Source organism: Burkholderia sp. LS-044 (genome assembly GCF_004803625.1).
Taxonomy (GTDB): domain Bacteria; phylum Pseudomonadota; class Gammaproteobacteria; order Burkholderiales; family Burkholderiaceae; genus Burkholderia; species Burkholderia cepacia.
In genome coordinates this window covers 350,320-376,654 of the sequence record NZ_SSWO01000005.1, presented here as the reverse complement: position 1 = coordinate 376,654, position 26,335 = coordinate 350,320, and the positions used below count along the sequence as shown (strand labels likewise).

20 protein-coding genes are annotated in these 26,335 nt (G+C 67.9%); 7 read left to right on the top strand and 13 right to left on the bottom strand.

The annotated features are described in order from the left end of the window. Positions 1 to 11: 11 nt before the first annotated feature. The 3 genes from acnD to prpB form a co-directional block, all read right to left on the bottom strand. Positions 12 to 2,606 carry a Fe/S-dependent 2-methylisocitrate dehydratase AcnD gene (gene acnD, locus E9536_RS15995; RefSeq protein WP_059693071.1) on the bottom strand — a complete coding sequence of 865 codons (2,595 nt, stop codon included), beginning with the start codon at positions 2,604 to 2,606 and terminating at the stop codon, positions 12 to 14. An 82-nt stretch (positions 2,607 to 2,688) separates the two neighbouring features. Next, positions 2,689 to 3,861 carry a 2-methylcitrate synthase gene (gene prpC, locus E9536_RS15990; protein ID WP_027790338.1) on the bottom strand — a complete coding sequence of 391 codons (1,173 nt, stop codon included), beginning with the start codon at positions 3,859 to 3,861 and terminating at the stop codon, positions 2,689 to 2,691. 115 nt (positions 3,862 to 3,976) lie between these two features. Beyond that, complete coding sequence (gene prpB / locus E9536_RS15985) at positions 3,977 to 4,870, bottom strand: methylisocitrate lyase (RefSeq protein ID WP_136470149.1); 894 nt, start codon at positions 4,868 to 4,870, stop codon at positions 3,977 to 3,979. A gap of 170 nt (positions 4,871 to 5,040) precedes the next feature. On the opposite strand from prpB, the gene prpR reads away from it, so the two are divergent. Further along, complete coding sequence (prpR, locus tag E9536_RS15980; RefSeq protein WP_124532265.1) at positions 5,041 to 7,023, top strand: propionate catabolism operon regulatory protein PrpR; 1,983 nt, start codon at positions 5,041 to 5,043, stop codon at positions 7,021 to 7,023. Positions 7,024 to 7,070: 47 nt separating this feature from the next. Here the strand turns inward: prpR and E9536_RS15975 are convergent, their stop codons facing one another. Further along, complete coding sequence (locus E9536_RS15975) at positions 7,071 to 7,712, bottom strand: ABATE domain-containing protein (RefSeq protein WP_136470231.1); 642 nt, start codon at positions 7,710 to 7,712, stop codon at positions 7,071 to 7,073. 252 nt (positions 7,713 to 7,964) lie between these two features. Here E9536_RS15975 and E9536_RS15970 point away from each other — a divergent pair, with 252 nt between their 5' ends. Next, positions 7,965 to 8,348 (top strand): VOC family protein, encoded by a 384-nt coding sequence (locus E9536_RS15970; RefSeq protein ID WP_027790334.1) that lies wholly within the window; start codon positions 7,965 to 7,967, stop codon positions 8,346 to 8,348. A gap of 189 nt (positions 8,349 to 8,537) precedes the next feature. On the opposite strand, the gene E9536_RS15965 is transcribed toward E9536_RS15970, so the two are convergent. Beyond that, entirely contained in the window at positions 8,538 to 9,386 is an 849-nt protein-coding gene (locus tag E9536_RS15965) for an ureidoglycolate lyase (protein WP_059693076.1), read from the bottom strand. 665 nt (positions 9,387 to 10,051) lie between these two features. Here E9536_RS15965 and E9536_RS15955 point away from each other — a divergent pair. Continuing rightward, positions 10,052 to 10,873, top strand: a complete 822-nt coding sequence (locus E9536_RS15955) for an IclR family transcriptional regulator (RefSeq protein ID WP_059693078.1) — start codon at positions 10,052 to 10,054, stop codon at positions 10,871 to 10,873. Between the two features lie 194 nt (positions 10,874 to 11,067). Then, positions 11,068 to 11,619, top strand: a complete 552-nt coding sequence (locus tag E9536_RS15950) for a hypothetical protein (RefSeq protein ID WP_136470148.1) — start codon at positions 11,068 to 11,070, stop codon at positions 11,617 to 11,619. A 658-nt stretch (positions 11,620 to 12,277) separates the two neighbouring features. On the opposite strand, the gene E9536_RS15945 is transcribed toward E9536_RS15950, so the two are convergent. From E9536_RS15945 to E9536_RS15925, 5 genes are all read right to left on the bottom strand, one after another. Further along, positions 12,278 to 14,635 (bottom strand): GNAT family N-acetyltransferase, encoded by a 2,358-nt coding sequence (locus tag E9536_RS15945; RefSeq protein WP_136470147.1) that lies wholly within the window; start codon positions 14,633 to 14,635, stop codon positions 12,278 to 12,280. Positions 14,636 to 15,238: 603 nt separating this feature from the next. Then, on the bottom strand, positions 15,239 to 15,538 hold the full coding sequence (locus E9536_RS15940; protein WP_021159650.1) for an H-NS histone family protein: 300 nt from the start codon (positions 15,536 to 15,538) through the stop codon (positions 15,239 to 15,241). Positions 15,539 to 15,641: 103 nt separating this feature from the next. Further along, entirely contained in the window at positions 15,642 to 15,914 is a 273-nt protein-coding gene (locus tag E9536_RS15935; RefSeq protein ID WP_048023821.1) for a hypothetical protein, read from the bottom strand. A 61-nt stretch (positions 15,915 to 15,975) separates the two neighbouring features. Continuing rightward, positions 15,976 to 16,503, bottom strand: coding sequence for a BON domain-containing protein (locus E9536_RS15930; RefSeq protein ID WP_136470146.1), 528 nt, complete (start codon positions 16,501 to 16,503; stop codon positions 15,976 to 15,978). 54 nt (positions 16,504 to 16,557) lie between these two features. Beyond that, positions 16,558 to 18,036: a sigma-54-dependent Fis family transcriptional regulator gene (locus E9536_RS15925; RefSeq protein WP_027790327.1), complete on the bottom strand. Its 1,479-nt coding sequence runs from the start codon at positions 18,034 to 18,036 to the stop codon at positions 16,558 to 16,560. A gap of 316 nt (positions 18,037 to 18,352) precedes the next feature. Between E9536_RS15925 and E9536_RS15915 the strand changes: the two genes are divergently transcribed. Both E9536_RS15915 and E9536_RS15910 read left to right on the top strand, forming a co-directional pair. Continuing rightward, positions 18,353 to 19,756, top strand: coding sequence for a GntP family permease (locus E9536_RS15915; protein WP_060083835.1), 1,404 nt, complete (start codon positions 18,353 to 18,355; stop codon positions 19,754 to 19,756). A 255-nt stretch (positions 19,757 to 20,011) separates the two neighbouring features. Further along, a complete protein-coding gene (locus E9536_RS15910; RefSeq protein ID WP_060205699.1) occupies positions 20,012 to 20,275 on the top strand; it encodes a DUF4148 domain-containing protein in 264 nt (87 codons plus the stop codon). A 77-nt stretch (positions 20,276 to 20,352) separates the two neighbouring features. Here E9536_RS15910 and E9536_RS15905 read toward each other — a convergent pair whose 3' ends face one another. From E9536_RS15905 to E9536_RS15895, 3 genes are all read right to left on the bottom strand, one after another. Next, positions 20,353 to 20,718, bottom strand: a complete 366-nt coding sequence (locus E9536_RS15905) for a 5-carboxymethyl-2-hydroxymuconate Delta-isomerase (protein WP_027790324.1) — start codon at positions 20,716 to 20,718, stop codon at positions 20,353 to 20,355. 73 nt (positions 20,719 to 20,791) lie between these two features. Then, on the bottom strand, positions 20,792 to 22,390 hold the full coding sequence (locus E9536_RS15900) for a thioredoxin family protein (RefSeq protein ID WP_060083836.1): 1,599 nt from the start codon (positions 22,388 to 22,390) through the stop codon (positions 20,792 to 20,794). Positions 22,391 to 22,686: 296 nt separating this feature from the next. Next, entirely contained in the window at positions 22,687 to 23,187 is a 501-nt protein-coding gene (locus tag E9536_RS15895; RefSeq protein WP_136470145.1) for a GNAT family N-acetyltransferase, read from the bottom strand. A 584-nt stretch (positions 23,188 to 23,771) separates the two neighbouring features. Between E9536_RS15895 and E9536_RS15890 the strand changes: the two genes are divergently transcribed. Beyond that, positions 23,772 to 26,123, top strand: a complete 2,352-nt coding sequence (locus E9536_RS15890; protein WP_136470144.1) for a phospholipase C, phosphocholine-specific — start codon at positions 23,772 to 23,774, stop codon at positions 26,121 to 26,123. The last annotated feature ends 212 nt before the right edge of the window (positions 26,124 to 26,335 follow it).

Sequence of the window (26,335 nt, the reverse complement as noted above, 5' to 3'; positions counted from 1 at the left end):
CCGTGGGCCCGTCAGGCCGCCTGCGACGATTCGAGGAAGTCCTGCGCGAAGCGCTGCAGCACGCCGCCCGCCTCGTAGATCGACACTTCCTCCGCCGTATCGAGCCGGCACGTCATCGGCACCTCGACGCGCTCGCCGTTCTTGCGGTGAATCACGAGCGTCAGGTCGGCACGCGGCGTGCGCTCGCCGATCACGTCGAAGGTTTCGGTGCCGTCGATGCCGAGCGTCGTCCGGTTCGTGCCGGGCTTGAACTCGAGCGGCAGCACGCCCATCCCGATCAGGTTCGTGCGGTGGATCCGCTCGAAGCCTTCGGCGGCGATCGCCTCGACGCCCGCGAGCCGCACGCCCTTCGCGGCCCAGTCGCGCGACGAGCCCTGGCCGTAGTCGGCGCCGGCCACGACGATCAGCGGCTGCTTGCGATTCATGTACGTCTCGATCGCTTCCCACATCCGCATCACCTTGCCTTCCGGCTCGACGCGCGCGAGCGAGCCCTTCTTCACCGCGCCGTCGACCACCGCCATCTCGTTGATCAGCGTCGGGTTCGCGAAGGTCGCGCGCTGCGCGGTCAGGTGGTCTCCCCGGTGCGTCGCGTACGAGTTGAAGTCTTCTTCCGGCAGGCCCATCTTCGCGAGGTATTCGCCGGCCGCGCTGTCCAGCAGGATCGCGTTCGACGGCGACAGGTGGTCGGTCGTGATGTTGTCGCCGAGCACCGCGAGCGGGCGCATGCCCTGCAGCGTGCGTTCGCCGGCCAGCGCGCCTTCCCAGTACGGCGGACGGCGGATGTACGTGCTCTGCGGGCGCCAGTCGTACAGCGGCGCCGCGCGCTCGCCCGCATCGGCGCTGCGCGCGAACATCGGCTCGTAGACCTTGCGGAACTGCTCGGGCTTCACGCTCGACGCGACGATCGCATCGATCTCCTCGTCGGTCGGCCAGATGTCCTTCAGCGTGACGGGCTTGCCGTCCGGGTCGTGGCCGAGCGCGTCCTTCTCGATGTCGAAGCGGATCGTGCCGGCGATCGCATACGCGACGACGAGCGGCGGCGACGCGAGGAACGCCTGCTTCGCATACGGGTGGATGCGGCCGTCGAAGTTGCGGTTGCCGGACAGCACGGCCGTCGCGTACAGGTCGCGATCGACGATCTCCTGCTGGATCTTCGGGTCGAGTGCGCCCGACATCCCGTTGCAGGTCGTGCACGCGAACGCGACGATGCCGAAGCCGAGCTTCTCGAGTTCGGGCAGCAGGTTCGCCTCTTCCAGGTACAGCTCGACCGCCTTCGAGCCGGGCGCGAGCGAGCTCTTCACCCACGGCTTGCGCGTAAGGCCCTTCGCGTTCGCGTTGCGCGCGAGCAAGGCAGCGGCGATCACGTTGCGCGGGTTGCTGGTGTTCGTGCAGCTCGTGATCGCGGCGATGATCACCGCGCCGTCGGGCATCTCGCCCGCCTTCTCTTCCCACTGGCCGGCGATCCCGCGCGCGGCGAGGTCGGACGTCGGCAGCCGCTTGTGCGGGTTCGACGGGCCGGCCATGTTGCGCACCACGCTCGACAGGTCGAACGTCAGCGTGCGCTCGTACTGCGCATCGTTCAGCGTATCGGCCCACAGGCCCGCCGCCTTCGCGTAGGTCTCGACGAGCTTCACCTGCTCGTCGCTGCGGCCGGTGAGGCGCAGGTAGTCGGTCGTCTGGCCGTCGATGAAGAACATCGCGGCCGTCGCGCCGTATTCGGGCGCCATGTTCGAGATCGTCGCGCGATCGCCGAGCGTGAGGCTCGCCGCGCCTTCGCCACGGAATTCCAGATACGCGCCGACCACCTTTTCCTTGCGCAGGAACTCGGTCAGCGCGAGCACGATGTCGGTCGCGGTGATGCCGGGCTGGCGCTTGCCGGTCAGCTCGACGCCGACGATGTCGGGCAGGCGCATCCACGATGCGCGGCCCAGCATCACGTTCTCCGCTTCGAGCCCGCCGACGCCGATCGCGATCACGCCGAGCGCGTCGACGTGCGGCGTGTGGCTGTCGGTGCCGACGCAGGTGTCCGGGTACGCGACGCCGTCCTGCGCCTGGATCACCGGCGACATCTTCTCGAGGTTGATCTGGTGCATGATGCCGTTGCCCGGCGGGATCACGTCGACGTTCTCGAACGCCTTCTTCGTCCACTCGATGAAGTGGAAGCGATCCTCGTTGCGGCGATCCTCGATCGCGCGGTTCTTCGCGAACGCGTCCGGATCGAAGCCGCCGCACTCGACGGCGAGCGAATGGTCGACGATCAGCTGCACGGGCACGACCGGGTTCACCTTCGCCGGGTCGCCGCCGCCATCGGCGATCGCGTCGCGCAGGCCCGCGAGATCGACGAGCGCCGTCTGCCCGAGGATGTCGTGGCACACGACCCGCGCCGGGAACCACGGGAAGTCGCGTTCGCGCTTGCGCTCGATGATCTGCTTCAGCGAATCGGCGAGGATCGCCGGATCGCAACGGCGCACGAGGTTTTCGGCGAGCACGCGCGACGTGTACGGCAGCGTGTCGTAGGCGCCGGGCGCGATCGCGTCGACCGCGGCGCGCGCGTCGAAATAGTCCAGCGACGTGCCGGGCAGGGGTTTGCGGTTGGCGGTATTCATGATGTGGGGCGGAATTCGGGGTAAGACGTTCCGCGCGCGCCGGCGGCCCGCATCACGGGCGCCGGCGCGCGCGGCAGGCGTTTCAGCGCTTCTCGATCGGCACGAACTGCAGGTCTTCCGGACCGGTGTAGTTCGCGCTCGGGCGGATGATCTTGTTGTCGATGCGCTGCTCGATGATGTGCGCGCTCCAGCCCGACGTGCGCGAGATCACGAACAGCGGCGTGAACATCGCGGTCGGCACGCCCATCATGTGATACGACACCGCGCTGAACCAGTCGAGGTTCGGGAACATCTTCTTCGCTTCCCACATCACCGATTCGAGGCGCTCGGCGATGTTGTACAGCTTCAGGTCGCCCGCTTCCTTCGACAGCTTGTGCGCGACGCCCTTGATCACCTTGTTGCGCGGATCGGAGATCGTGTAGACCGGGTGGCCGAAGCCGATCACGACTTCCTTGTTCTCGACGCGGCGGCGGATATCGGCTTCGGCGTCGTCCGGCGAGCTGTAGCGGCTCTGGATTTCATATGCGACTTCGTTCGCGCCGCCGTGCTTCGGCCCGCGCAGCGCGCCGATCGCGCCGGTGATCGCCGAGTAGATGTCCGAACCCGTGCCCGCGATCACGCGACCGGTGAACGTCGACGCGTTGAATTCGTGCTCCGCGTACAGGATCAGCGACGTGTGCATCGCCTCGACCCACGACTTCGACGGCGTCTTGCCGTGCAGCAGGTGCAGGAAGTGGCCGCCGATCGAGTCGTCGTCGGTTTCCGTCTCGATGCGCTTGCCGTTGTGCGAGAAGTGATACCAGTACAGCAGCATCGAACCGAGCGAGGCCATCAGGCGGTCGGCAATGTCGCGCGCGCCCGGCAGGTTGTGGTCGTCCTTCTCCGGCAGCACGGTGCCGAGCACCGACACGCCCGTGCGCATCACATCCATCGGGTGCGCGGATGCCGGGATCTGCTCGAGCGCGGCCTTCAGCGCGTTCGGCAGGCCGCGCAGCGCGCGCAGCTTCGCCTTGTACGCGGCCAGTTCGGTCAGGTTCGGCAGCGTGCCGTGAACGAGCAGGTGCGCGATTTCCTCGAATTCGCACGACTCGGCGACATCGAGAATGTCGTAACCGCGATAGTGCAGGTCGTTGCCGGTCTTGCCGACCGTGCACAGCGCCGTGTTGCCGGCCGTCACGCCCGACAGCGCCACCGATTTCTTCGGCTTGAATGCGCCTGCGGCGGCCGGTGCTGCTGCGTCTTTCGTCTCGCTCATCTTTCCGTTCTCCAATATGTATCGTGGGTGTCATGTCCGCCGGGCGCGGCACGGGTGCGCGCGGCCCGGTTTCATGCAAGGCGTGCCGGGAATCGTGCCCGGCGCGCGGGCCGCGTTACTTCTTGCCCTGCGCGAACAGCTCGTCGAGCTTGCGCTCGTATTCGTGATAGCCGAGGAAGTCGTACAGCTCGGCGCGCGTCTGCATCGTCGGCACGGCCGCCTTCTGCGTGCCGTCGCGGCGCAGCGTCTCGTAGAAGTTCAGCGCGGCCTTGTTCATCGCGCGATACGCGCCGCAGCAGTACAGCGCGATGTCGACGTTCGCCTCGCGCAGCTCGTCGAGCGTGAACAGCGGCGTCGAGCCGAACTCGGTCAGGTTCGCGAGGATCGGCACCTTCACGGCCGCCTTGAAGCGGCGGTAGTCGTCGAGCGTCTTCATCGCTTCCGGGAAGATCATGTCCGCGCCGGCCTCGACATAGGCCACCGCGCGCTCGATCGCCGAATCGATCCCTTCGGCGGCGGCGGCGTCGGTGCGCGCCATGATCACGAATTGATCGTCGGTGCGCGCGTCGACCGCGGCCTTGATGCGATCGACCATTTCGTCGGCCGGCACGACTTCCTTGCCCGGACGGTGGCCGCAGCGCTTCTGGCCGACCTGGTCTTCCAGGTGCACGGCCGCGACACCGACCTTGATGAACGAGCGCACCGTGCGCGCGATGTTGAACGCGCCGCCCCAGCCCGTATCGATGTCGACCAGCAGCGGCAGGTCGGTCGCGTTGGTGATCCGGTTCGCGTCGATCAGCACGTCTTCCATCGTGCTGATGCCGAGGTCGGGGATCCCGAGCGAGTTCGCGGCGACGCCGCCGCCCGACAGGTACACGGCCTTGAAGCCGACGGCCTGCGCCATCTTGGCCGCGTACGCGGTGATCGCGCCGACCACCTGCAGCGGCTGCTCGGCCGCGACTGCCGCGCGGAATTTCGCGCCGGCGCTCTGAAGATGCGTGTTGCTCATGAACGGCCTCCTGATGGAATGCCCGATAACAGCAAGGACCGGGCCAGCTCGCGGAATGTCGCTAACCCTCTGATTCTTAAGCAACCGGCACGGGCGATGCCGCACCCGGCGATTTCAATTCAGCAATTTCACGTTTCAAAAATGAAATCACGCGCGCATAATCGACCGTCATGGACCTCTCCTCGACCAAGCCCGTCGGCCCGGCGGATCGCGCGGCGCGCCCGCGCATCTGGGCGATGGGCATCAGCCGCCTGCGCGAACTCTTTCGCGAGATCGCCGGCGAATTCGACGAACGCGCCGACGTGCGCATCGTGACGCGCGCCTATGAGGATGCGCTCAGCGCGATCGCCGAGGCCGGCACCGCGCGGCCCGACGTGATCGTCGCGGCCGGCTCGAACGGCGGCTTCCTGAAGACGCGTGCGCAGGTGCCGGTGGTGGTCGTGTCGCCGACCGGCTTCGACGTGATGCAGGCGCTCGCGCGCGCCCGGCGCGACGCGTCGCGGATCGCGCTCGTCAGTGCCGGCGAAACGCCGCCCGAAGTGCGCCGCTTCGTCGCCGCATACGGCCTCGACGTGCAGTTTGCGTCATATCAGTCCGCGCAGGAAGCGGAAGCCTGCGTGCACGAGCTGCGCGACCGCGGCATCGAGACGATCGTCGGCCCCGGCCTCGTCACCGATCTCGCCGCCAGCGCCGGCATGGGTGCGGTGTTCCTGTATTCGCACGCGTCAGTGCGCAAGGCCGTCGAGACGGCGCTCGAAGTCGCATACGCGACGCACGCCGAGGCGTTCCGCCGCCAGCGGCTCGACAACCTGCTCCAGCACCTGCGCGACGGCGTGGTCGCGCTCGACGCGCGCGGCCGCGTGGAGGCGATCAACGAGCGGCTCGCGTCGGCGCTCGGGGTCGAACCCGCGGCGGCCGTCGGCCGCGCGCTCGTCGACCTGCGGCCCGAGCTGCGCACGCTGCGCGGCGAGGACGGCGACGCGCTCGCGACCGTGCGCGGCGTGCGCTACGTCGTGCACCGCGGGCCGCTGGTCGATCGCGGCGTCACGTCGGGCAGCGTGCTGACTTTCCAGGAATCGCGCGCGGTCGAACGGCTCGACCGCGCACTGCGTTCGCAGCCCACCACGCAGCAGTTCGCGGCACGCTACGCGCTCGACGACGTGGTCGGCGCATCGGCGCCGATGGCGCGCGTGCGCGATCTCGTGCGCCGCTACGCGAAATCCGACGCGACCGTGCTCGTGCTCGGCGAAAGCGGTACCGGCAAGGAAATGATCGCGCAGAGCCTGCACGCGCTGTCCGCGCGGCGCAGCTACCCGTTCGTCGCGGTCAATTGCGGCGCGTTTCCGGAAGCCCTGCTCGAAAGCGAGCTGTTCGGCTATGAGGAAGGCGCGTTCACCGGTGCGCGGCGCGGCGGCAAGACCGGCCTGTTCGAAGCCGCACACCGCGGCACGCTGTTTCTCGACGAGATCGGCGAGATGCCGCCGTCGCTGCAGAGCCGGCTGCTGCGTGTGCTGCAGGAGCGCGAGGTGATCCGCCTCGGCTCGACCGAGCCGATCCGCATCGACGTGCGCGTGATCGCCGCGACGCACCGTCCGCTGCTCGCCGCCGTCGAGGCCGGCACCTTCCGCGCGGATCTCTATTACCGGCTCAACATCCTGAACGTCGGCCTGCCGCCGCTGCGCGAGCGTGCAGCCGACATCCCGGCGCTCGCGGCCACGCTGCTCGTGCAGGCCGCACGACGCGAACCGCGGCTCGCCGAGCGCCTGCGCGACGCCGACGATGCCGCGCGCGTGCTCGGCGCGACGCAGGCCGGGCTCACGCGCTACCGGTGGCCCGGCAACGTGCGCGAACTGCAGAACGTGATCGAGCGGATCGCGGTGGAGCTGGCCGAGGAAGCCGACGAAAACGATCCGGCCGCCGCCTGCGGCACGCTCGATCCCGACGCGCTGCAGGCGATCGCGCCCGAGCTGTTCGCGGCGCCCCCCGACGCGGCCGACGCCGACGATGCGCAGACGCTGCACGCACGCCGCCGTCGCGCGGAAGCCGACGAGATCCGCGCGGTACTCGACGCGTGCGGCGGCGACCGCGATCGCGCATGCGCGATGCTCGGCATCAGCAAGACGACGCTGTGGCGGAAGTTGTCGGTGAAATAGGCAGGCCGGATGCGGCGCGCCGGCGCGCGCCTGCGTAACGAGGAACGTCAGTCGACCTTGTGATAGTGGCGGTACGCCTTCGCGCGATTGCCGCACGACGACATCGAACACCAGCGGCGGCTGCCGTTCTTGCTGTCGTCGATGAACAGCCACTGGCAGGCGTCGTTCGCGCAACGCTTGACCTTCGCGAGCCGCGCGCCGCCAAGCAGGTCGATCGCCGACCACAGCACCGGGCTCAGCAGCGCCGCGAGCGCGCCGCCTGCGCCGCCGATCCGCCACGCATAGGCGCCGTCGATGCGCGCCAGCGCAACGCGCGGTGCCGCTTCCGCCAGAAAGCCGCCAAGCAGCGCCAGGTCGTCGGCATGCGGCTCGCGCTGCTCGGCCTGCGCATGAAACAGCCGATACAGCGCCTCGCGCAGTGCGAGCGCGCGCGCGAGCATCGCCGGCTCGTCATCCTTGTCCCTTACTCGACACGCGTCGGCCAGGCCGGCCGGTACGGCCGCCTGCTCGCGGCACCACGTCAACAGGTCGTCCAGCGTCCCGAAGGTCTCCGTCGGCGTGTCGGCGCCGCGCCAGTACAGCGTGTTTGCGAAATCGATGCTCAGCGTTTCCGGCGGCGCCGGAATCAGGCAGTCCGTCGTGACGGAAGGTTGCGTTTTGCTCATGACGCGATCGTATCTAACCAGCATGCCGGTTGACAAGCATCCGGACGCTTTCTAACATAACCGGCATGGTGGTTAAAAACGGTTGGCTGCACTGCGCCCTTTCAGTTCAAGGAGACACAGATGATCGATCGCCTTTTTTTCAGCGTTATCCACAACGACCGCAGCCGGGTGTTCGACGACAGCACACTCGGCGCGCTCCGCTACAAGCGGCTGGCATGGTGCTTGTAGGCAGGTTTGCCGTACTGACGTCCCCTCTTCAGTTCAAGGAGCCCACAGATGATCGATCACCTTTCCTTCGGCGTCGCCCACATCGACCGCAGCCGCACGTTCTACGACAGCACGCTCGGCGCGCTCGGCTACAAGCGGCTGTATAGCGACGACGGCTCGATCGGGTACGGCGAGACCGAGCCGGTGCTGTGGCTGCAGCATGCGGCTCGCCCCATCGCCGCCGATCCCGACTCCGGGCTGCACCTGTCGTTCAAGGCCGCGTCGCCCGTCGAGGTCGACGCGTTCTACCGCGCCGCGCTCGAGCACGGCGGCCAGGACAACGGCGGGCCCGGCAAGCGCGAGCACTACGGCCCCGGCTATTACGCGGCGTTCGTCGTCGATCCCGACGGATATCGGCTCGAAGCCCATTGCGAGCTGGACAACGTCGTCTGATCCGGTTCGCACCGACGCGGGTGAACGACAAGGGCCCGATTCCGCATCGCGCGGAATCGGGCCCTTGTCCTTGTTTTTGCTGCATCGAGGTTCGGTCGCGACGCTCGCCGCAGGCAAGCACGCCGATGCCGGGCGGCGCGGCCGGCTCGCGGCTGATTGCCCCGCGATCCGCCCGCGCCGGGGACGTGTTTACTGCGCGTTGCGCGTGCTCTGCAACTGCTCGCCGAGCCCGTCGATCCCGAGGCGCACCGTCTGGCCGGCCTTCAGGAACACCGGCGACGGCTTGATGCCCATCCCGACGCCCGGCGGCGTGCCCGTCGTGATCACGTCGCCCGGCTGCAGCGTCATGCAGTTGGACAGATAGGCGATCAGCTGCGCGACGGTGAACACCATCGTGCGCGTGTTGCCGTTCTGATAGCGGTGGCCGTCGACCTCGAGCCACAGGTCGAGACGCTGCGGATCGGGCACCTCGTCACGCGTGACGAGCCACGGGCCGATCGGGCCGAACGTGTCGAAACCCTTGCCCTTGTCCCACTGGCCGCCGCGCTCGATCTGCCATTCGCGCTCCGACACGTCGTTGACGACGCAGTAGCCCGCGACGTAATCGAGCGCGCGCGCTTCGTCGACGTCCTTGCAGGTCGCGCCGATCACGACGCCCAGCTCGACTTCCCAGTCCGTCTTGACCGAACCCTTCGGGATGTCGATGCCGTCGTTCGGGCCGCAGATCGAGCTCGTCCACTTGCCGAACACGACGGGCTCCTTCGGCACCGGCATGCCGGCTTCGGCCGCGTGATCGGCGTAGTTCAGGCCGATGCCGATGAACTTGCCGACGTGGCCGACGCACGCGCCGATGCGCGGCTCGCCCGACACGAGCGGCAGCGTGGCCGGATCGATTGCACGCAGACGTGCGAGACCTGCGTCGGACAGCACATCGCCGGACAGATCCGGCACATGCGCCGACAGGTCGCGAATCCGGCCGTCCGCGTCGAGAATACCGGGCTTTTCCTGGCCGGACGGGCCATAACGAAGCAGTTTCATCGTGCTCAACCTCTGTTGTCGAATGGGACAGGATACCGGCCGACGCCGCTCTTCGCGGCCGCGTGCCGGACTGATTGTCGATCGTCGATTGCGCGCGTCGGCGCCGCATCCGGCATGCCGTTCGACGCGCGAGGGTCGCGCGGGCGCAGCGATCGTGGCGCCACACGGAAGTATGGCGCGCATCGAACGGGCGGCCGCCGGTCTGCGCATCGGCGACGACGGCCCGGCACCCGCGACATGGCCCGGCCCGTACCGGCCGGCGTCACGCGCGGCCGCACCGTCGCTGGCCCGCCAGTCTTTGTACCATCGGCCGCGCACGATGAAATGACACGCGACGGATACCGACTATTGGTGCGCCCGCGGGCGCTGCGGCGCAGCATCGCGGGCGGCGGCGCAGCCCGATTTCCTTTCGAATACCTTGAACCGGTGCCACCTGTCATGAATACCGGGTATTCGGAGCTTCCCTGTCATCCTGAAAACAAATTGATCCGTTCTTGTTAGGTAACGATCGGTAAAAAGACGCTGCATTGCACACTAAATGTTTGTTGTTAAGCTCGGACGGATGGCGTGCGTCGCCACACGCGAGCCCGACACAGGCGAAGTGCAGAATCGGTCAGCGTGCGTCGCCAATCGATCGACAGTAATCCCCCAACCTCACATCGACAATGCAAACAACCAACGACCTGCTTCCCGGCTGCGACGCACGGGAATCGATGGGCGCAATCGACCGTTATCGCGCACCCGCGCTCGACAAGGGTCTCGACATCCTCGAACTCCTGTCGGAGCAGAAAGAAGGCCTCACCCGCACCGAAATCACGAAGGAACTCGGCCGCAACGCGAGCGAGATCTACCGGATGCTCGAACGCCTCGTCGCGCGCCGCTACGTGATGCGCTCGACCGGCGGCGACCGCTATACGCTCAGCCTCAAGCTGTTCTCGCTCGCGCACCGGCATCCGCCGATGAGCCGGCTGATCGCCGAGGCGCTGCCGCCGATGCAGCGCTTCGCCGATTCCTCGGAACAATCGTGCCACCTGTCCGTCTACGATCGCGGCAACCTGCTCGTGATCGCGCAAGTCGACGGGCCCGGCCCGTGGGGTGTGTCGGTCCGGCTCGGCTCGCGCATCGGGCTCGCCGATACGGCATCGGGGCGGGTGATGCTGTCGTTCCAGGGCGCCGAGCAGCGCGCGCACATGCTCGCGGAGCACCGCAAGGTCAAGGGCGAAGCGCCGCTGAACGAGCAGGAACTCGCGTACGCGTGCCAGTCCATCCGGCAGGCCGGCTATCTGCGTCAGGACAGCCGCCAGGCGTACGGCGTGACCGACCTGACCGCGCCGATCCTCGGGCCGTCCGGCCATGCGATCGCGGTGCTGACCTGCCCGTACATGCGCCGGATCGATGCGCACATGGCGCCGTCGGTCGACGCGGTCGTCGATGGGTTGCGCGAAACGGCCGCCCATCTGTCGATGTGCCGCACCGAAACCTGCTGACACAGCTGAGCCTGCCGACACGCAGGCTCGTCGGAACGCACCGGGTACGGCGCGATTGCGCCGATCCCGGTCGCCCGCGATCACGCCGGTGCGAGGCGCGACGCACGGTGCCATATCGTGCGCCCACGGCGCTACGCTAAAATAGCGGCCCTCTCAAAAACTACGGCGGCCGGTTGTCGCGGCCGTCGTGTCCGATGGATGTCATGGCCAAACTTCTGAACGATCAAGAATTCCAGCGTTTCTCCGAACTTCAGCAGAAGCAGGCAAGCTTCACGATCACGCCCGAGGAGGCGGACGAACTGCGCGATATCGTCGCGCGCGCGCAGAAGAAGCGCGACGATCGTGCCGCCGCGATGCAGGCGATCGAGAACTACATCGAGCAGTTCGACATCACGCCCGACGAGCTCTTCTCGCCCGAGCAGATCGGCGACGCGGCCCGCAGCTACGGGCTCATCACGGCGACCAAGAAGGAACGCACGCTGCCGCCGTCGATCACGTTCAACGGCAAGCCGTACCAGTGGACCAAGACGCTTCCGGACGACGTGCGCGGCGCGCTGTTCGAAGCATTCACGTCCGGCGAATCGGTCAAGCGCTTCATCGCGATGCCGAAGGACATCGCGCGCTGCGCGCTGACGATCGCCCGCCTCGAGCGCGAAACCGGCGCCGTCTATGCCGATTCGCACCTCGAGGAACTCGCGATTTCGCGCGACCAGGTGAACGACGCGGCGGCGAAACTCGCTGCCTGAATGTAAGCGCGGGCACGGTTCATGCGTGCCCGCCCCCTGCTCAACGCCGACCTTGGCCGGCGTTGCGCTTGCGCAAGCCGTGCGTCCGGACACTCCCGAAAAGTCTCACCTTGGCGTCCCGCAAGCGCTCACCCACACTTCCCGAAAAAGCTCACCAAGGCTCCCGGAAACCCTCACCGAAGCCTCCCGGATGTGCTCACCGACACGTCCCGCAGCCCCTCACCGATGCGCCCCGGAAAGGCTCACCGACGCCTCCCGCAGGTACTCACCGGCCACTCCCGGGAAGGCTCACCGAATGCTCCCGTATCGGCTCACCTCGACCATCCTGGAGAAGCTCACCGGCGGCTCCTGAAAAATCTCACCTTTTGGGCAGGCTCGAATTTTCGAGGCTGAAATACGGCGGCAAATACGTGTGGACACCGCGCGGAAAACTGCGCCGCGGGACCGATATCGCGGCAAACGAAACGCGTCTCGCGATGCCTGCCGTATGCGTGTCGTTGTTTCCATCGCGAACAGGCAGCGACACGTTCGCCGTTGTTTCGCTCGCGAGACCGGTTCGAATGCCCGGCATTCGTGACCGGAAACATCCGCAACGTGCCGGGAAGCCGGGGACATCGACGGCATACGGCGTCCGTGCGCGCCGAGCCGCCGACGGACGCTACGGCTGCAGCTTCATCCTGAAGCCGACGACACCGGGCTCCTCCGTCGTCGACACGGCGAAACCGCACGACTTCGCAAGCGCGATCATCGCCGAGTTCTCGCGCAGCGCCTCGCCGATCATCCATGCGGTTCCGCGCGAACGCGCGTAGTCGATGATCCGGTTCATCATCAGCCGGCCAAGCCCCTTGCCCTTCTGGTCGGGTCGTACCGCGATCGCGAACTCCGCCGTCTCGTTGTCGGGATCGGCCACCGCGCGCGCCACCGCGAGCGTGTGGTCGCGCCCGGACACATCGGTGAACGACACGATGAAGGCCATCTCACGGTCGTAATCGATCTGCGTCATGCGCGCCACCTGCGAATGATCGAAGCTGCGCACCGCACCGAAGAATCGCATCCGCAGATCGTCCGGTGTCATCGCGCCGAGCAGCTCGTTGTGCGCGGCCTCGTCTTCCGGACGGATCGGGCGGATCGTCACCGTCTCGCCGCGCCACTCGAGCGTCTGTTCGAGGTGGCGCGGATACGGCATGATCGCGAGCCGGCTGCGGCCCGTGGCCAGCGTGATACGCGGCGCAATCACTTGCGCACGGTCGGACAGCACGCGCAGCGTGACCGACATCGCAACGACTTCACGCACGTCGCAGACGACCTGCGACAGCGCCGTCAATGCGTCGAGCGTCGGCTCGACGGGTGTGCGGCGTGCATACGGCGAGCGTTCCATCACCGCGCGGGCGAGCACGGTGTTCAGCGGCGGCAGGCCATAGACGACGAACGGCGCCGATACGCCGTCCGCGGGCGGCACGGCATAGCGAAACACCGGGCCGAAGTTCGCATCGTCGTACATGTCGACCGTGACATCGACGACTTTCGTGCCAGCCGGCTCGGCCGCCGGCTCGCCCTGCAGGCCGAAACGGGACAGCCAGCCCAGCGCGGCTTCGCCGGTCAGCTCATGCTCGCCGGCTTCGACCATCCGGCGCGCGTCGGCCTGTGCGGATGCAACGCACTCGGCCGGCTGCAGCGGCGTGCCCTCGGGCGTTTGCATCAGCAGTTGCCGCCCGAGGTTGTAGTCGACGAGACGTGCATACGCGCGTGCGAGCCGCTGCGGCGTGGTGTGCACGGGAATGCCGTTCGCATGCAATGCATCACGCGTCGCCGCGTCGACCGCGCCGAAGAAACACGCGAGGATGCCGCGATGCGCGTACTGCCGCGCTTCGATCAGCGTGTGCGCGACCGCGTCGGCCGGCGCGCTATGGGAAGTCGAATGGACGACGAACAGCGTGCCCGTTTGCGGGAACGGCGCGAGCGCCTTGACCGCCGCGGCAAAATGCTCGGGCCGCGCATCGTCGCCCAGCGTCAGCGGATTGCCGGGCGACGCGAGATGCGGCAGCGCGGCCGAGACGGCCGACGTGGCGGCGGACGGCCAGTCGGCCAGTACGTCGCGCACGTCGGACACCGCGTCGACCGCGAGTTTCGCGACCCCGGCATCGCTCGTCACGAGCGTGGCCGCGCCGCGCGCCGTGACGCGGCCGACGCCGAGCGTCTCGATCTCGTCGAGCAGGTCGTCGAGCGCATCGACCCGCACCATCCCCGCGCGCTGGAACGCCGCCGTATAGAGCGCGTCGCCGGGATCGGCACGCCCGGTGCGCAAGGCGAGCACCGGCTTGTTGCGCGCGGCCGCGCGGGCGGCGGACATGAACTTGCGCGCCGCGCGCACGGTATCGAGTTCGAGCAGGATCGCGCGCGTGCCGGGGTCGCTCGCGAGATAGTCGAGCACGTCGCCCGCATCGACGTCGGACTCGCCGCCGAGCGCGACGACATGCGAAAAACCGAGGCCCCGTGCGTCGGCCCAGCCGAGCACCGCGTTCGTCAGCGCATTCGATTGCGACACCCACGCGACACCGCCCGATCGCGCCGTATAGGCCGGCGCGCCGAAATGGGCATGCCGTCCGGGCGACAGCACGCCGAGGCTGCCCGGCCCGACGATACGGAGCACGAACGGCTTCGCCGCCTTCAGTGTGCGATCGAGCGCGGCGCGATCGGCATCCGTGCGCGCCTCGCCGACGATCACCGCCACGCGCGTGCCGAGCTCGCCGAGCTTGCGCACGATGCCGGCCCAGGTCGCGGGCGGCGTGCAGATCACGGCAACCGACGGCGGTGCGGGCAACCGGTCGACATCGGCAACGACCACATGCCCGTGCAGGTCACGATACTTCGGATTGACGGGCCACACGGGCCCCTGGAACGCGCCGTCGAGCACGCGCGACCACACCATCGCGCCGATACTGCCCGCGCGCGACGACGCGCCGACGACCGCAACGGACTTGGGCTGGAACAACGCATCGAGATGGCGAACGGTCACATCGGCTCCCTGCGGTAACGAAAGACGACCCGATCGGCATGCGGCACGGACAGGCCGTACACCGATCGACGCGAACCCCAAGCATAGGCGAAGCGCATGCGGCTGCCTATATGCCGGACGGCCGACTATTCGACAGACGTCAACGCACGCACCATGGGTCTGCAACGCGAGCACGAAAGCCGTCGCCGCACGCCGGGCGTCCACATTCGCTCGACGCAGCCGGCGTTCGCATTCGGCGCGGTGCCGTGTCCGCTTCGTCAAAGGTGAGGATTTACAGGAGCTATGGTGAGTAAATTCGGGAATTGCACGGCGCGACGCGCAAACACGCGAAAGGTGATCGGAATTCGCGGCGCGCGTGCACCGCGAGAATGGCGCGAGCCAATGCGGATGTGCCGTGAAATTGCGGCGCTGTTTACCGAAAATCGCCGCGATATGCAGCCGAATCGCAGCGAATTCGCAAAACGGGATCCGTTAATTGCGCGGCATCGCAGTTCAATACGCCGTCGGAAATCGCGCCGGGAATGCACAAAAACAAAACGGTGCGACGGCCGCATGGCCGTTCGCACCGTTGGTCGGCACGCGAAAGGTGAGAATTTTCGGGAGTCAGTCCTTGATCAGGAAACGCGCGCGATTCTTGCCGAGCCACGTCGGCGACCGTCCACGGCCACTCCACGTTTCACCCGTCTTCGGGTTCAGGTACTTCGGCGGCGACGTACGCTTCGGCTTCGCGGCGGCAGCCGCCGTCCCTGCGGCCCGGAACCCGAGCTCTTCCGGCGTAATGTCGTATTCCTCGATTTTCGCGCGGATATCGGCAATCGCATCGGCAATCGCCTTTTCGCGTTCCTTGTCGATCTTTTGCTGAAGCCGTTCGAGCTGCGCGGTCAGTTGCCTGTAGGTCGCCATATGGATGGGACTCCGTGAGTGTTATTCGTGAAAAATAGGTGACTCTCAGCAAACAGAAAAGCGCTTCGCCCGATCGTGGTCTCCTCAGCCGGTTATCTCGAGGTCAATAACCGCTCTTCTTCTTGCACGCGAAGAGAAGATTTCGCGTGGCGTCATCGCTCGATTGCTGAAGCACTTCGAAATCCCCGTTGCAGATCGCCCGGGCATTGTCCGTGCAATTGCTCCAGTCGCTGCCGGTGCATTGCACCTGGGTAGTCGGACGCCCGTCCGAAGTGAACAGCGGCGCGCTGCCGCCACACCCGCCGAGCCCGGCAACCAGACCCAGCACAACGGCCGCCCGAGGCCACCGACAGACCGACGCAAGCATGTGTTTCATTGTTCTTCCCGTCAACCTTTTTTTGAATGTCGCGAGTATGCCATGCGCGACCCTTTCTCCGTCAGTTCGGCGTGCGGCCGGGTTGCCCGCGCGCCTTGTACGGCAAGCGCTTGCGCGGATCGTCGGTGATGCGAACGAACACCTGCTCGACGTCCGGAATCGCCTCGAGCTCGCGCTGGAATGCCTGCCGGTCGAACGCCGTATCGGCACATCCTTCGACGTAAATGAAACGCCGCTGCACCGTGATCCACAGGCTCGTGCCGTGCAGTCGATCGGAGCCGGCGAAGTGTGCCTTCACGGCGTCGGCGATCGGTGCGTCATACATGTAGGAGTTCGGCTTCGTGCAGCGGTGTGCGAGCCAGCACGTGGTGCCGCGTTCGGCACGGTAATGCGCGTCGTCCGTCATCTCGGCCCGGGTCATCCACGGGCCGAGCGGCAACGGGCATTCGGCCACGTCCCGCGACAGCGCGATGAACGGATCGTTGTACCAGTTGCGCCGCGCCTCGGGCGCGTCGGCGTCGCCGGACTGCGCGAGCGCGGCGCTCGCCAGCAACAGCGTCAGCCATCCTGCGATGCCGATCCGTTTCATCGTGCTCTCCTGTTCGATGCCGCACGTCCGGCCGCATCGGCGTTGCCGGTCGGCCTACCGGTCGATGCCCAGCGCCGCCAGCTTCTTGTACAGCGTCGCGCGACCGATCCCGATGCGCGCGGCCGCTTCCACCACCTTGCCGTCGCAAGCCGCGAGCGCGTCGGTCAGGAACTGGCGCTCCCACGCCGCCAATGCATCGGCATACGACGCTGCCGGCGCAGCCCGCATTTCGCCCGTGCGCCGCTCGACCGTCGACACGGCCGCCGGCTGCGCCGGTACTGCACCGTCCGTCGATACGCGCACCGGCCCAAGGAACGGCGCGAGCGCACGCGCATCGATCACCGACCGGTCCGACAGCATCAGCGCGCGCTCGAGCGTATTGCGCAACTCGCGCACGTTGCCCGGCCACGGATACGCACACAGCATCCGCAGCGCATCGTCGGTCAGCTCGCAATGGGCCGCGCGCCCGTGTTGCGCGGCCAGTTCCTCGAGGGTTGCATAGACGAGCGCCGCGATGTCGGAGGCGCGCTCGCGCAGCGGCGGCGCGTGGATCGTCAGCACGTTCAGACGGTAATAGAGATCCGCGCGAAAACGCCCGGCTGCGACCAGCGCCGGCAGGTCGGCGCTCGTGGCCGCGATGATCCGGACGTCCGCGCGCACGATCCGGTTCGAGCCGACCGGCTCGAACTCCTTGTCCTGCAGCACGCGCAGCAGCTTGCCCTGCAGCGGCAGCGGCATGTCGCCGATCTCGTCGAGAAACAGCGTCCCGCGATCGGCCAGCTCGAACTTGCCGACGCGCCCCTTGCGGTCGGCGCCCGTGTACGCACCGGGCGCCGCGCCGAAGAATTCGGTTTCGAGCAGCGTATCGGGAATCGCGGCAACGTTGACCGTCACGAGCGGCTGGAGTGCACGCGCCGACGCCGCGTGGATCGCATGCGCGAGCAGTTCCTTGCCGGTGCCCGTCTCGCCGAGCAGCAGCACCGGCGAATCGACCTGCGCGGCGCGGCGCGCCTGGCGCTTGGTTTCGAGACTCGCCGCACTCGTGCCGACGAAACTCGCGAACGTGTATTTCGCGCGGCGCGCCTGCGCGAGCGAACGCTGTGTCGCGATCAGTTGCTGCTGAAGCTGGGCGTAGCGGGAAAAGATCGGCGTGAGCGTCTTCAACTGGTCGAACAGCGCGAAGCCGATCGCGCCGACCGTCTCGCCGGCCTCGTTCTTCAGCGGCAGGCGCGTGACGACGAGCGGCTCGCGGCCCGTCTCCATGATGTCGAGCAGGATCGGCTGCCCGGTCGACACCACCTCGCGCATCAGGCTGTTCGGGATCACGGCCTCGCAGTCGAGGCCGACGGCCTGTTGCGGATCGGCGAAACCGAAGCGCGCCGCATACCGCTCGTTCATCCACACGACACGTGCATCGCGATCGACGACCACCGTGCCCGCGCTCGAATCCTCGAAGGTCCGGAACAGCGACTCGGCGGCGCGCCGCAGCACGTCGCCGTAGTTGACGGGCAGGCGGGCCCAGTCGTTCATCATCGTGTCTTCGTCTCCGTGTATTGTCGACCGGCTGTCTCCGGAACGAGACGGATTATCTCACTCCGGAGACACGCCGCAATGCGTTGCCCGGGAAAGCCCTGCCCGATTACACGGGCTGGCCGGACGGCCATTTCGTCTCCGGATGGAGACGTTTTATGTAGAATCGTCAGACAACGACCGGCGCGGGCCCGCCGGTCCCCGGCGGATCCATGTCCGGCGGCGCTATCCGGCCGATGGCACGAAACCTGCACGAACCTGAGCCGGTCCGCGGCGCATCGCGCGATCGAACAACAACCAAAGCCATTAGGAGACTCCCTTGTCTTTCGTGATCGTCCTCGCCGCGCTGGCGTTCCTGATGTTCGCCGCGTATCGCGGCTACAGCGTGATCCTGTTCGCGCCGATCGCCGCGCTCGGCGCGGTGCTCCTGACCGAACCCGCCGCCGTCGCACCGGTCTTCTCCGGCATCTTCATGGAGAAGATGGTCGGATTCGTCAAACTGTATTTCCCGGTGTTCATGCTCGGCGCGGTGTTCGGCAAGGTGATCGAACTCTCCGGGTTCTCCGAGTCGATCGTCCACGCTGCGATCCGCTACATCGGCCGCTCGCGCGCGAATGCGGTGATCGTCGCGGTGTGCGCGCTGCTCACCTATGGCGGTGTGTCGCTGTTCGTCGTGGTGTTCGCGGTCTATCCGTTCGCGGCCGAACTCTATCGCCAGAGCAACATCCCGAAACGGCTGATGCCCGGCGCGATCGCGCTCGGCGCGTTCTCGTTCACGATGGATTCGCTGCCCGGCACGCCGCAGATCCAGAACATCATCCCGACCACGTTCTTCAAGACGACCGCCTGGGCCGCGCCCGCGCTCGGCACGATCGGCTCGCTGTTCATCATCGTCGTCGGCCTCTCGTATCTCGAATGGCGCCGCCGTTCGGCGATGGCAAAGGGTGAAGGCTACGGCACGTCGCTCGTCAACGAACCGGAGCGCGTCGAGGCGAAGTCGCTGCCGAATCCCGCGCTCGCGATCCTGCCGCTGATCCTCGTCGGCGTGTCGAACTTCGCATTCACGAAGCTGATTCCGCAGTGGTACGGCGCCGCGTCGTACACGGTCGCACCGGAAGTGCTGCCCGGCGTGCACGCGCCGGTCACGACGTCGATCAAGACCGTCGTCGCGATCTGGTCGGTCGAGGCTGCGCTGCTGCTCGGCATCGTGCTGGTCGTGCTGACCGCGTTCAAACGCGTCAGCGGGCGCTTCGCAGCCGGCTCGAAGGCCGCCGTCGCCGGTGCGCTGCTCGCCGCGATGAACACCGCGTCGGAGTACGGCTTCGGCGGCGTGATCGCGGCGCTGCCGGGCTTCCTCGTCGTCAGCGATGCCCTGAAGAGCATCCCGAACCCGCTCGTCAACGCGGCCGTGTCGGTCAGCTCGCTCGCCGGCATCACGGGCTCGGCGTCGGGCGGCATGAGCATCGCGCTCGCCGCGATGTCGGACCTGTTCATCAAGGGCGCGCAGGCCGCCAATATCCCGCTGGACGTGCTGCACCGGGTCGTCGCGATGGCGAGCGGCGGCATGGACACGCTGCCGCACAACGGCGCGGTGATCACGCTGCTCGCGGTCACGGGCCTCACGCACCGCGAGTCGTATCGCGACATCTTCGCGGTCACGATCATCAAGACGCTCGCGGTGTTCTTCGTGATCGCCGTGTACTACATGACGGGGCTCGTGTAATACCCCTCGCGCGGCGGCCCGTCTCCGGGTCGCTGCCCGCCGGCCGCCGGCCACGTCGCTGCGGCCGGCTTCGCCCCCGCTCCTCCCCTTTTTGCCGGGCACCGTCCAGGTGCGCGCGCCGGCCGTTCATTGTTGTCTTCCGGAGAACACTACGTTGGGCGCAGCGGCATTTTTCGCGCGTCAGGCGAGGCCTACACTGCTTTCGACGGTCACCGTACGTGATCGGCGCCGTCGAAAACCTGGAGGTATCCGCTCATGAACCCGCTGCTCCGCACACTCGCCCTCGCGGCCGCATTCGCCGCTCCCATCGCCGCGCAGGCGCAAGCCACCTCGCCGCTCACGCGCGCCGAAGTTCATTCCGAGGTGGTTGCACTGAGAAAAGCCGGCTTCCAGCCGAGCGACTGGTTCTACCCTGCCAGCATCCAGGCCGCCGAAGCTAAGATCGCCCGGCAGCAAGGTGCGTCGCGGGCCGCGGGCGCCGGCTACGGCAATCGCGGCGTGTCCGCCACGGGCCAATAGTCCGGTTTCAACCCAGCGGGCTGCGCTCGCGTCAGCGCCACGTTCCCGGCGCGCGCAGCGCTCACCGCGCTGCACGGTCAGCGCGGCTCGATGACCGCTTTCGCGTAGGACTCGCGCTCCAGTTCCAGTATTTCCGCGGACAGTTGCAGGTGCATGCCGGGCGGCGCGACGACGTGCCGCTTCAGTTCCGCCAGCACCCGCTCCGAGAATTCCCGCTTGACGTCAGTCGGCCGGCCGCTCAGCACCGCGAGCTTCGCGTGGACGAACGCGCGCGGCGCCGGCGACGTGCCGACCGCAAATGTATCGAGCCGCAGCGCGCGGCTCTTGATATCGCGTTCGTCGAAATGGCCGGACGCGGCAAGCGCGGCATTGAGCGCGCGCAGTGTCGCGCCGGCGTCGAACCCGTCGAGGTTCGCGGAATATTCGAGCGTCAGGTGGGGCATGGGGTCGGTGGCCTCGTCGGTATCGGGAAACACGCCGGCCGGCATCCCGAAAGCCCACGCAGTGCCACCGGATCTATGCCTTGACCGGCTGGATCAGGCGCTCGCAGGCGCTTGCCTGCGGATCGCCGGCGGGCAGTTTCCCACAGATGCCGTCGAACTGCTTCGCGATCGACCTGACCGATGCGTCGTGCGCGCCGCTGCCGCGCCAGCGGTTCAACTGCGTGACGACCTTGGTCAACGCGCGCAGGTTCGCGCCGTAGAACGCGTCCCGCGTCTTGTCGGCCTGCGCGAGCACGCTCGCGGCGATCCCTTCGATGCGCGCCGAATCGTCCGGCGCCAGTTCGACCGCATTCGCGAAATAGGTCGCGCCCCAGCGCAGCTTCGTCGCCGGCCCGCTCGCCGCATCGTATGCCTTGCGGTACCAGTCGAGCGCCGCGGCCTTGTCGCCGCGCGCCTTCGCATTCGCGGCCAGCCCGGACATGAAGTAGTACGGCGTGGACGAGCGCGGCAACTCGGCCTTCAGCAATGCATCCGACTCGTCGTACAGCCCCGCGTCGGTCAGCGTGTCCGCGCCTTCGCTGACGAGTGCCTGCCGCTCGTATGCGTTCGCGGCGCCCTGCACCGACGCCAGGATCTGTTTGCGCGCCGTATCGGCCAGCGCCGGCACGGCGAGCGGTGCGCCCTTGCGTGCATCGCCGCGCGCGAGCAGCACGCGGCCGTGCAGCGCCATCAGCCGGTCGATCGACGACAGCGTGGTGTCGGTCGACAGGCGCGCAAGCGCCGTGTCGTACGCGCCGCGCAATTTCGCGCGCTGCGCGTCGCCGCCACCGAGATACGCGACAACACGCGCGGGCGCGGCGACCAGTACGTCCGAATCGGCCCGCGACAAGGCGGGGTCCTGCAGCACCGTGCGCAGCGAATCGGCCAGCGCCGTCTTGTCCAGCGCGCCGGCCTGCGCCGGATCGTCGGACGCGGCGACCACAGCCGACTTCAGCGCGAAGCGCGCCGATTCGGCCTTCGCGCCGGCCGCCCGCGCGCGTTGCGCGAGCGACTGCAGCGTCTCGGCCACGCGATCGGCCGGCACCGGCAGCGCGCCGTCGGTATCCCACGAATAGTCGGCCAGCAGGCGCCATTCGTCCGGCGTCAGCGACGCACCGTTCTTCAGCGCGGTCGCGAGCGTCTGCCGCACCGGATGCGCGGCCGTCATCCCGAGCGACAGCGCCTGCATGTAGCGGTCGAGATCGGCTTCGCCCGGCAGCCGCGTCACTTCGGTGCCGTCGGGACGGAACAGGATCATCGTCGGGTAGCCGTGCACCTTGAAGCGCTCGCCGAGCTTCTGCGCGCTTTCGGTATCGCCGTCGAGATACACGGGCACGAAGAACGACGAGCGGGTCTTGAATGCCTGCTGGCTGAAGATCGTCGATTTCACCTGGTTGCACGACGGGCACCACACCGCGCCCCAGTAGAGCAGCAGCGGCTTGCCGGTGCGCTTCGCCAACGCGAAAGCGGCGTCGACGTCGCCGTGCTGCCACGCGATGCCGGGCGGCAGGTGCGCGCCGTCGGGCGATGCGCTCGCGACCGGGGTGCCCGTGGGCGCGGCGGCGGCAAACGCCGCACCCGCGGCGGCAGCGAGCAGGCAGGCGGCAGTCAGATTCCGGAGAGCGGTTTTCATCGAAGCGGGTCCGTTGAAAGAGAAGGTTGCGGGAAGGAGTGGCGCGCCAGGCGACGACGGGAAGCGACAACCTGAAGCGACGCCCATGCAGCGAGATTCATGAAGCGATGAAGCGCACCGGCGTGCGGCGTGGCGCAAGCCGGCGTGCGTCGACGCAAGCCGCACGCATCGATGCGGAGGCCGTCAACGCCGCCCGAAGCGGCCGGCGCAAATCCTTCAACGATACGATCCGCGCAGCCGGCGGGAAACGAACGAATTCTTGAATGAATATGACGCGCGGCATCGTCGCCGCGCGTTCACTCTCGGCCCTTGATCCGCGCCATGTGATACACGGACATGTGCACGCCGTCGCGCAATGCATAACCCGGCGATTCGCCCTCGATCCGGAAGCCGTGCTTCTCGTAGAGCGCGATCGCCGCGCGGTTGTCGGTGAACACGGTCAGCTCGAGGCGCGTGAGGTTCAGCCAGTTTTCCGCGAGATCGATCGCGGCCGCGAGCAACCGGCCGCCGATGCCGCGCCCGTGCCGGCTCGCGTCGACCATCATGCCGAGCCCTGCCGCATGGCGCCGACGCGGATTCGGTTCGAACTCGAGGCCGAGATGGCCGACCACCTCGCCGTCGATTTCGGCGACGAGGCTTGCGCCGCGCTCGTGCGCGTTGGCGAGCCGTTTCTGCCATTTTTCGAACGATGGAAACGGATACTGCAGCGTATTCATGTACACCGCGGGGTGCGCGGCGATCTGCCGGATCGCGTCGACGTCGTGCGTCTCGCTGTGCCGGATCTTGATGTCGGTCATGGGTGGGCCGGTTCCGAAAAGTCGCGCCCGCGGCGCGGGCTGCGCACATGCGCAGCAACGGATCGAGCTTATCCGATTTCACGCATTTGAAACATCGGCGTCATGCGGTGCCGTTGCACCCGCAACGACCAGCGCTCAAGCCACGCCTCCACGCGCAGGGAAAATCTGACCGGCCCGGCGGCCGGAAACCGGTAATTCCTTACCCGCTTCCGTCACGCATCGCTTCCCGATGCTTCCCGATCGATCGTTGCGCACGCAACGTCACGCGCGCGACATGCGATGTCATGCCTTCATCACGTCGGCGTCACGTCGACTCCCTAGACTGGGCGCCGCCCAATCCGGCACGTACCCGGCCGGTGCGTGCCGACGTCCTGGCCCGCGCATCACGAGCGCGCGTCGCGCAGGATCGCGGCAACGGCCCAGGCATCCGCGCGGCACCACGGATCGCGCGCGACGCGCGCACTTCCGCCACGCGCGGCCGCCGCACTCGACCGCCCATGCCGCGCGCATCGCCCCGGCGGGCGACGCACGGGCACCGCCAGACGAAGTCACGAACGCTCCCATCATCACAGGACCCGAACGCCATGACGTCACGCCGCAGATTCCTCCAGCAGACCACCACTTCCGGCCTCGCCGCCGCCGCACTCGCCGCGTTTCCGCCGAGCATCCGCCGCGCGCTCGCGATTCCCGCGTTTCACGAAACGGGGACCATCCAGGACGTCAAGCACGTCGTGCTGCTGATGATGGAGAACCGCGCATTCGACAGCTACTTCGGCACGTTCAAGGGCATGCGCGGCTACGGCGACCGCTTTGCGGTGCCGTCGCCGAACGGCCGCAACGTGTTCTACCAGACGTACACGAAACCGACGCCCGCCGCCACCGTCACGCCGTATCACCTCGACGCGAGCCAGGGCAACGCACAGCGCGCGGGCGGCACGCCGCACACGTGGGCCGATGCGCAGGCCGCCTGGGACCATGGCCGGATGAACCGCTGGCCCGACGCGAAGACGCCGCTGTCGATGGGCTACTACGACGCGGCGGAAGTCCCGTTCCAGCGCGCGCTCGCCGATGCGTTCACGCTGTGCGACCACTATCACTGCGGGATGCATACGGGCACGATCGCGAACCGCCTGTTCTACTGGAGCGGCACCAACGGCCCGAACGGCATCAGCCCGGCCGACGGCAGCCGCGTGAAGATCGCCGCGCTGAACAACCAGTTCAACGGCGGCAACGACATCGGCCCGTCGAGCCAGGGCTGGACCTGGACCACCTACGCCGACCGGCTGCAGCAGGCCGGCGTGAACTGGAAGGTCTACCAGAGCCTGATCGACAACTTCGGCTGCAACGAGATGATGAGCTTCCGCCACTGGCGCGCGGCGATCGAGCAGATGCCACCCGCGCGCCGGCCCGCCTACGTCGCGTCGACGGACATCACGCAGCCCGTGACGGCGGCCGGCGCGTTCTACGATCCGGCGATCGACGATCCGCTGAGCCCGCTCGCGAAGGGGTTCGGCAACACGATGCCGTACGGCTTCCTCGAATCGTTCCGCGACGACATCCGCAACGGCAAGCTGCCCGAGGTGTCGTGGATCATCCCGCCGTCCGTGTACAGCGAACACCCGGGGCCGTCGAGCCCCGCGCAGGGCGGCTGGTACGTACAGGCGGTGCTCGATGCGCTGACGGCGAACCCGGAGGTGTGGAGCAAGACGGTACTGCTGGTCAACTACGACGAGAACGACGGCTTCTTCGACCACATGCCGTCGCCGGCCGTGCCGTCGCGCAACGCCGACGGCACGCTCGCGGGCGGCCATACGCTGCGGGACGCCGACGTGGCCGTCGAGTACCACGACTTCACGCCGGCCACGTCGAGCCAGCCGGCGATCGACGGCCGCCCGTACGGCCCGGGCCCGCGCGTGCCGATGTGGGTCGTGTCGCCGTGGAGCCGCGGCGGCTGGGTCAACTCGCAGGTGTTCGACCATACGTCGACGTTGCTCTTCCTCGAAAAGCGCTTCGGCGTCGCCGAGCCGCAGATCAGCGCGTACCGCCGCGCGGTGTGCGGCGACCTGACGAGCGCGTTCAACTTCCGCTCGCCGAACAACGAACCGCTGCCGACGCTCGCGGGCCGTACGACGAAAAGCCAGGTCGACGCGCTGAGCGCCGCGCAGCAGGCCGCACCGAAGATCGTGCCGCCGGCCGCGCCGTCGCTGCCAGCGCAGGCCACCGGCGTGCGCCCGTCGCGCGCGCTGCCTTACGAGCTGCATGCGAGCGCGCGTGCCGATGCCGGCAACGGCACGCTCACGCTGAAGTTCGCGAATACGGGCCGCGCCGCCGCCGTGTTCCACGTCTATGACAAGTTGCACCTCGACCGCCTGCCGCGGCGCTACGTCGTCGAACCGGGCAAGACGCTGCACGGCGACTGGGCGGCGCGCGCCGACGACGGCGGCAAATACGACCTGTGGGTGCTGGGCCCGAACGGCTATCACCGCCGCTTCACCGGCGACCTGAGCCGCCTGGCCGGTGCACGCGCGCCCCATCCGGAAGTTCGCGTCGGCTATGCGGGCGCGAGCGGCAACCTCCACCTGCGGCTGCGCAACCACGGCGGCGGCACGGTGCGCTTCACCGTGAAGTCGAACCAGGTCTACGGGCCGCTCCCGGGCCGCGGCGCACACGACGGTCGCGGTCACGGCCATGACCATGACCATGGCATCGAGGACGGCAACGGCCAGGGTCGCGGTACCGGTACCACGTGGACGGTCACGGTGCGCGCCGGCGACCAGGCCGAACTGGACTGGAAGCTCGACTCGACCGGCCACTGGTACGACTTCATCGTCACCGCGGACAGCGACCCGGGTTTCTCGCGCCGGGTCGCCGGCCGCGTGGAAACCGGCCGCCACTCGGTCAGCGACCCGGCGATGGGGCTCGCCGACCGCTTCTGATGCCGCCGCGGCGACACGCGTTGCGCCACGTTGTACGCGTGTCGCCGCCCGCGCCGGCCCGGCCGGGAACGACGCCCGGGCGCCGGCCGCGGCCGGCCCCGATCCGGCGCAAACGCCCGCCCCGTGCGGCTCAAACATCAGAAGGATCGATGGTTCAGCCCTCATTTCAGCTTGCGAAAATGCTCCGACTTGCGGCCCGTTCGCGTTAAACT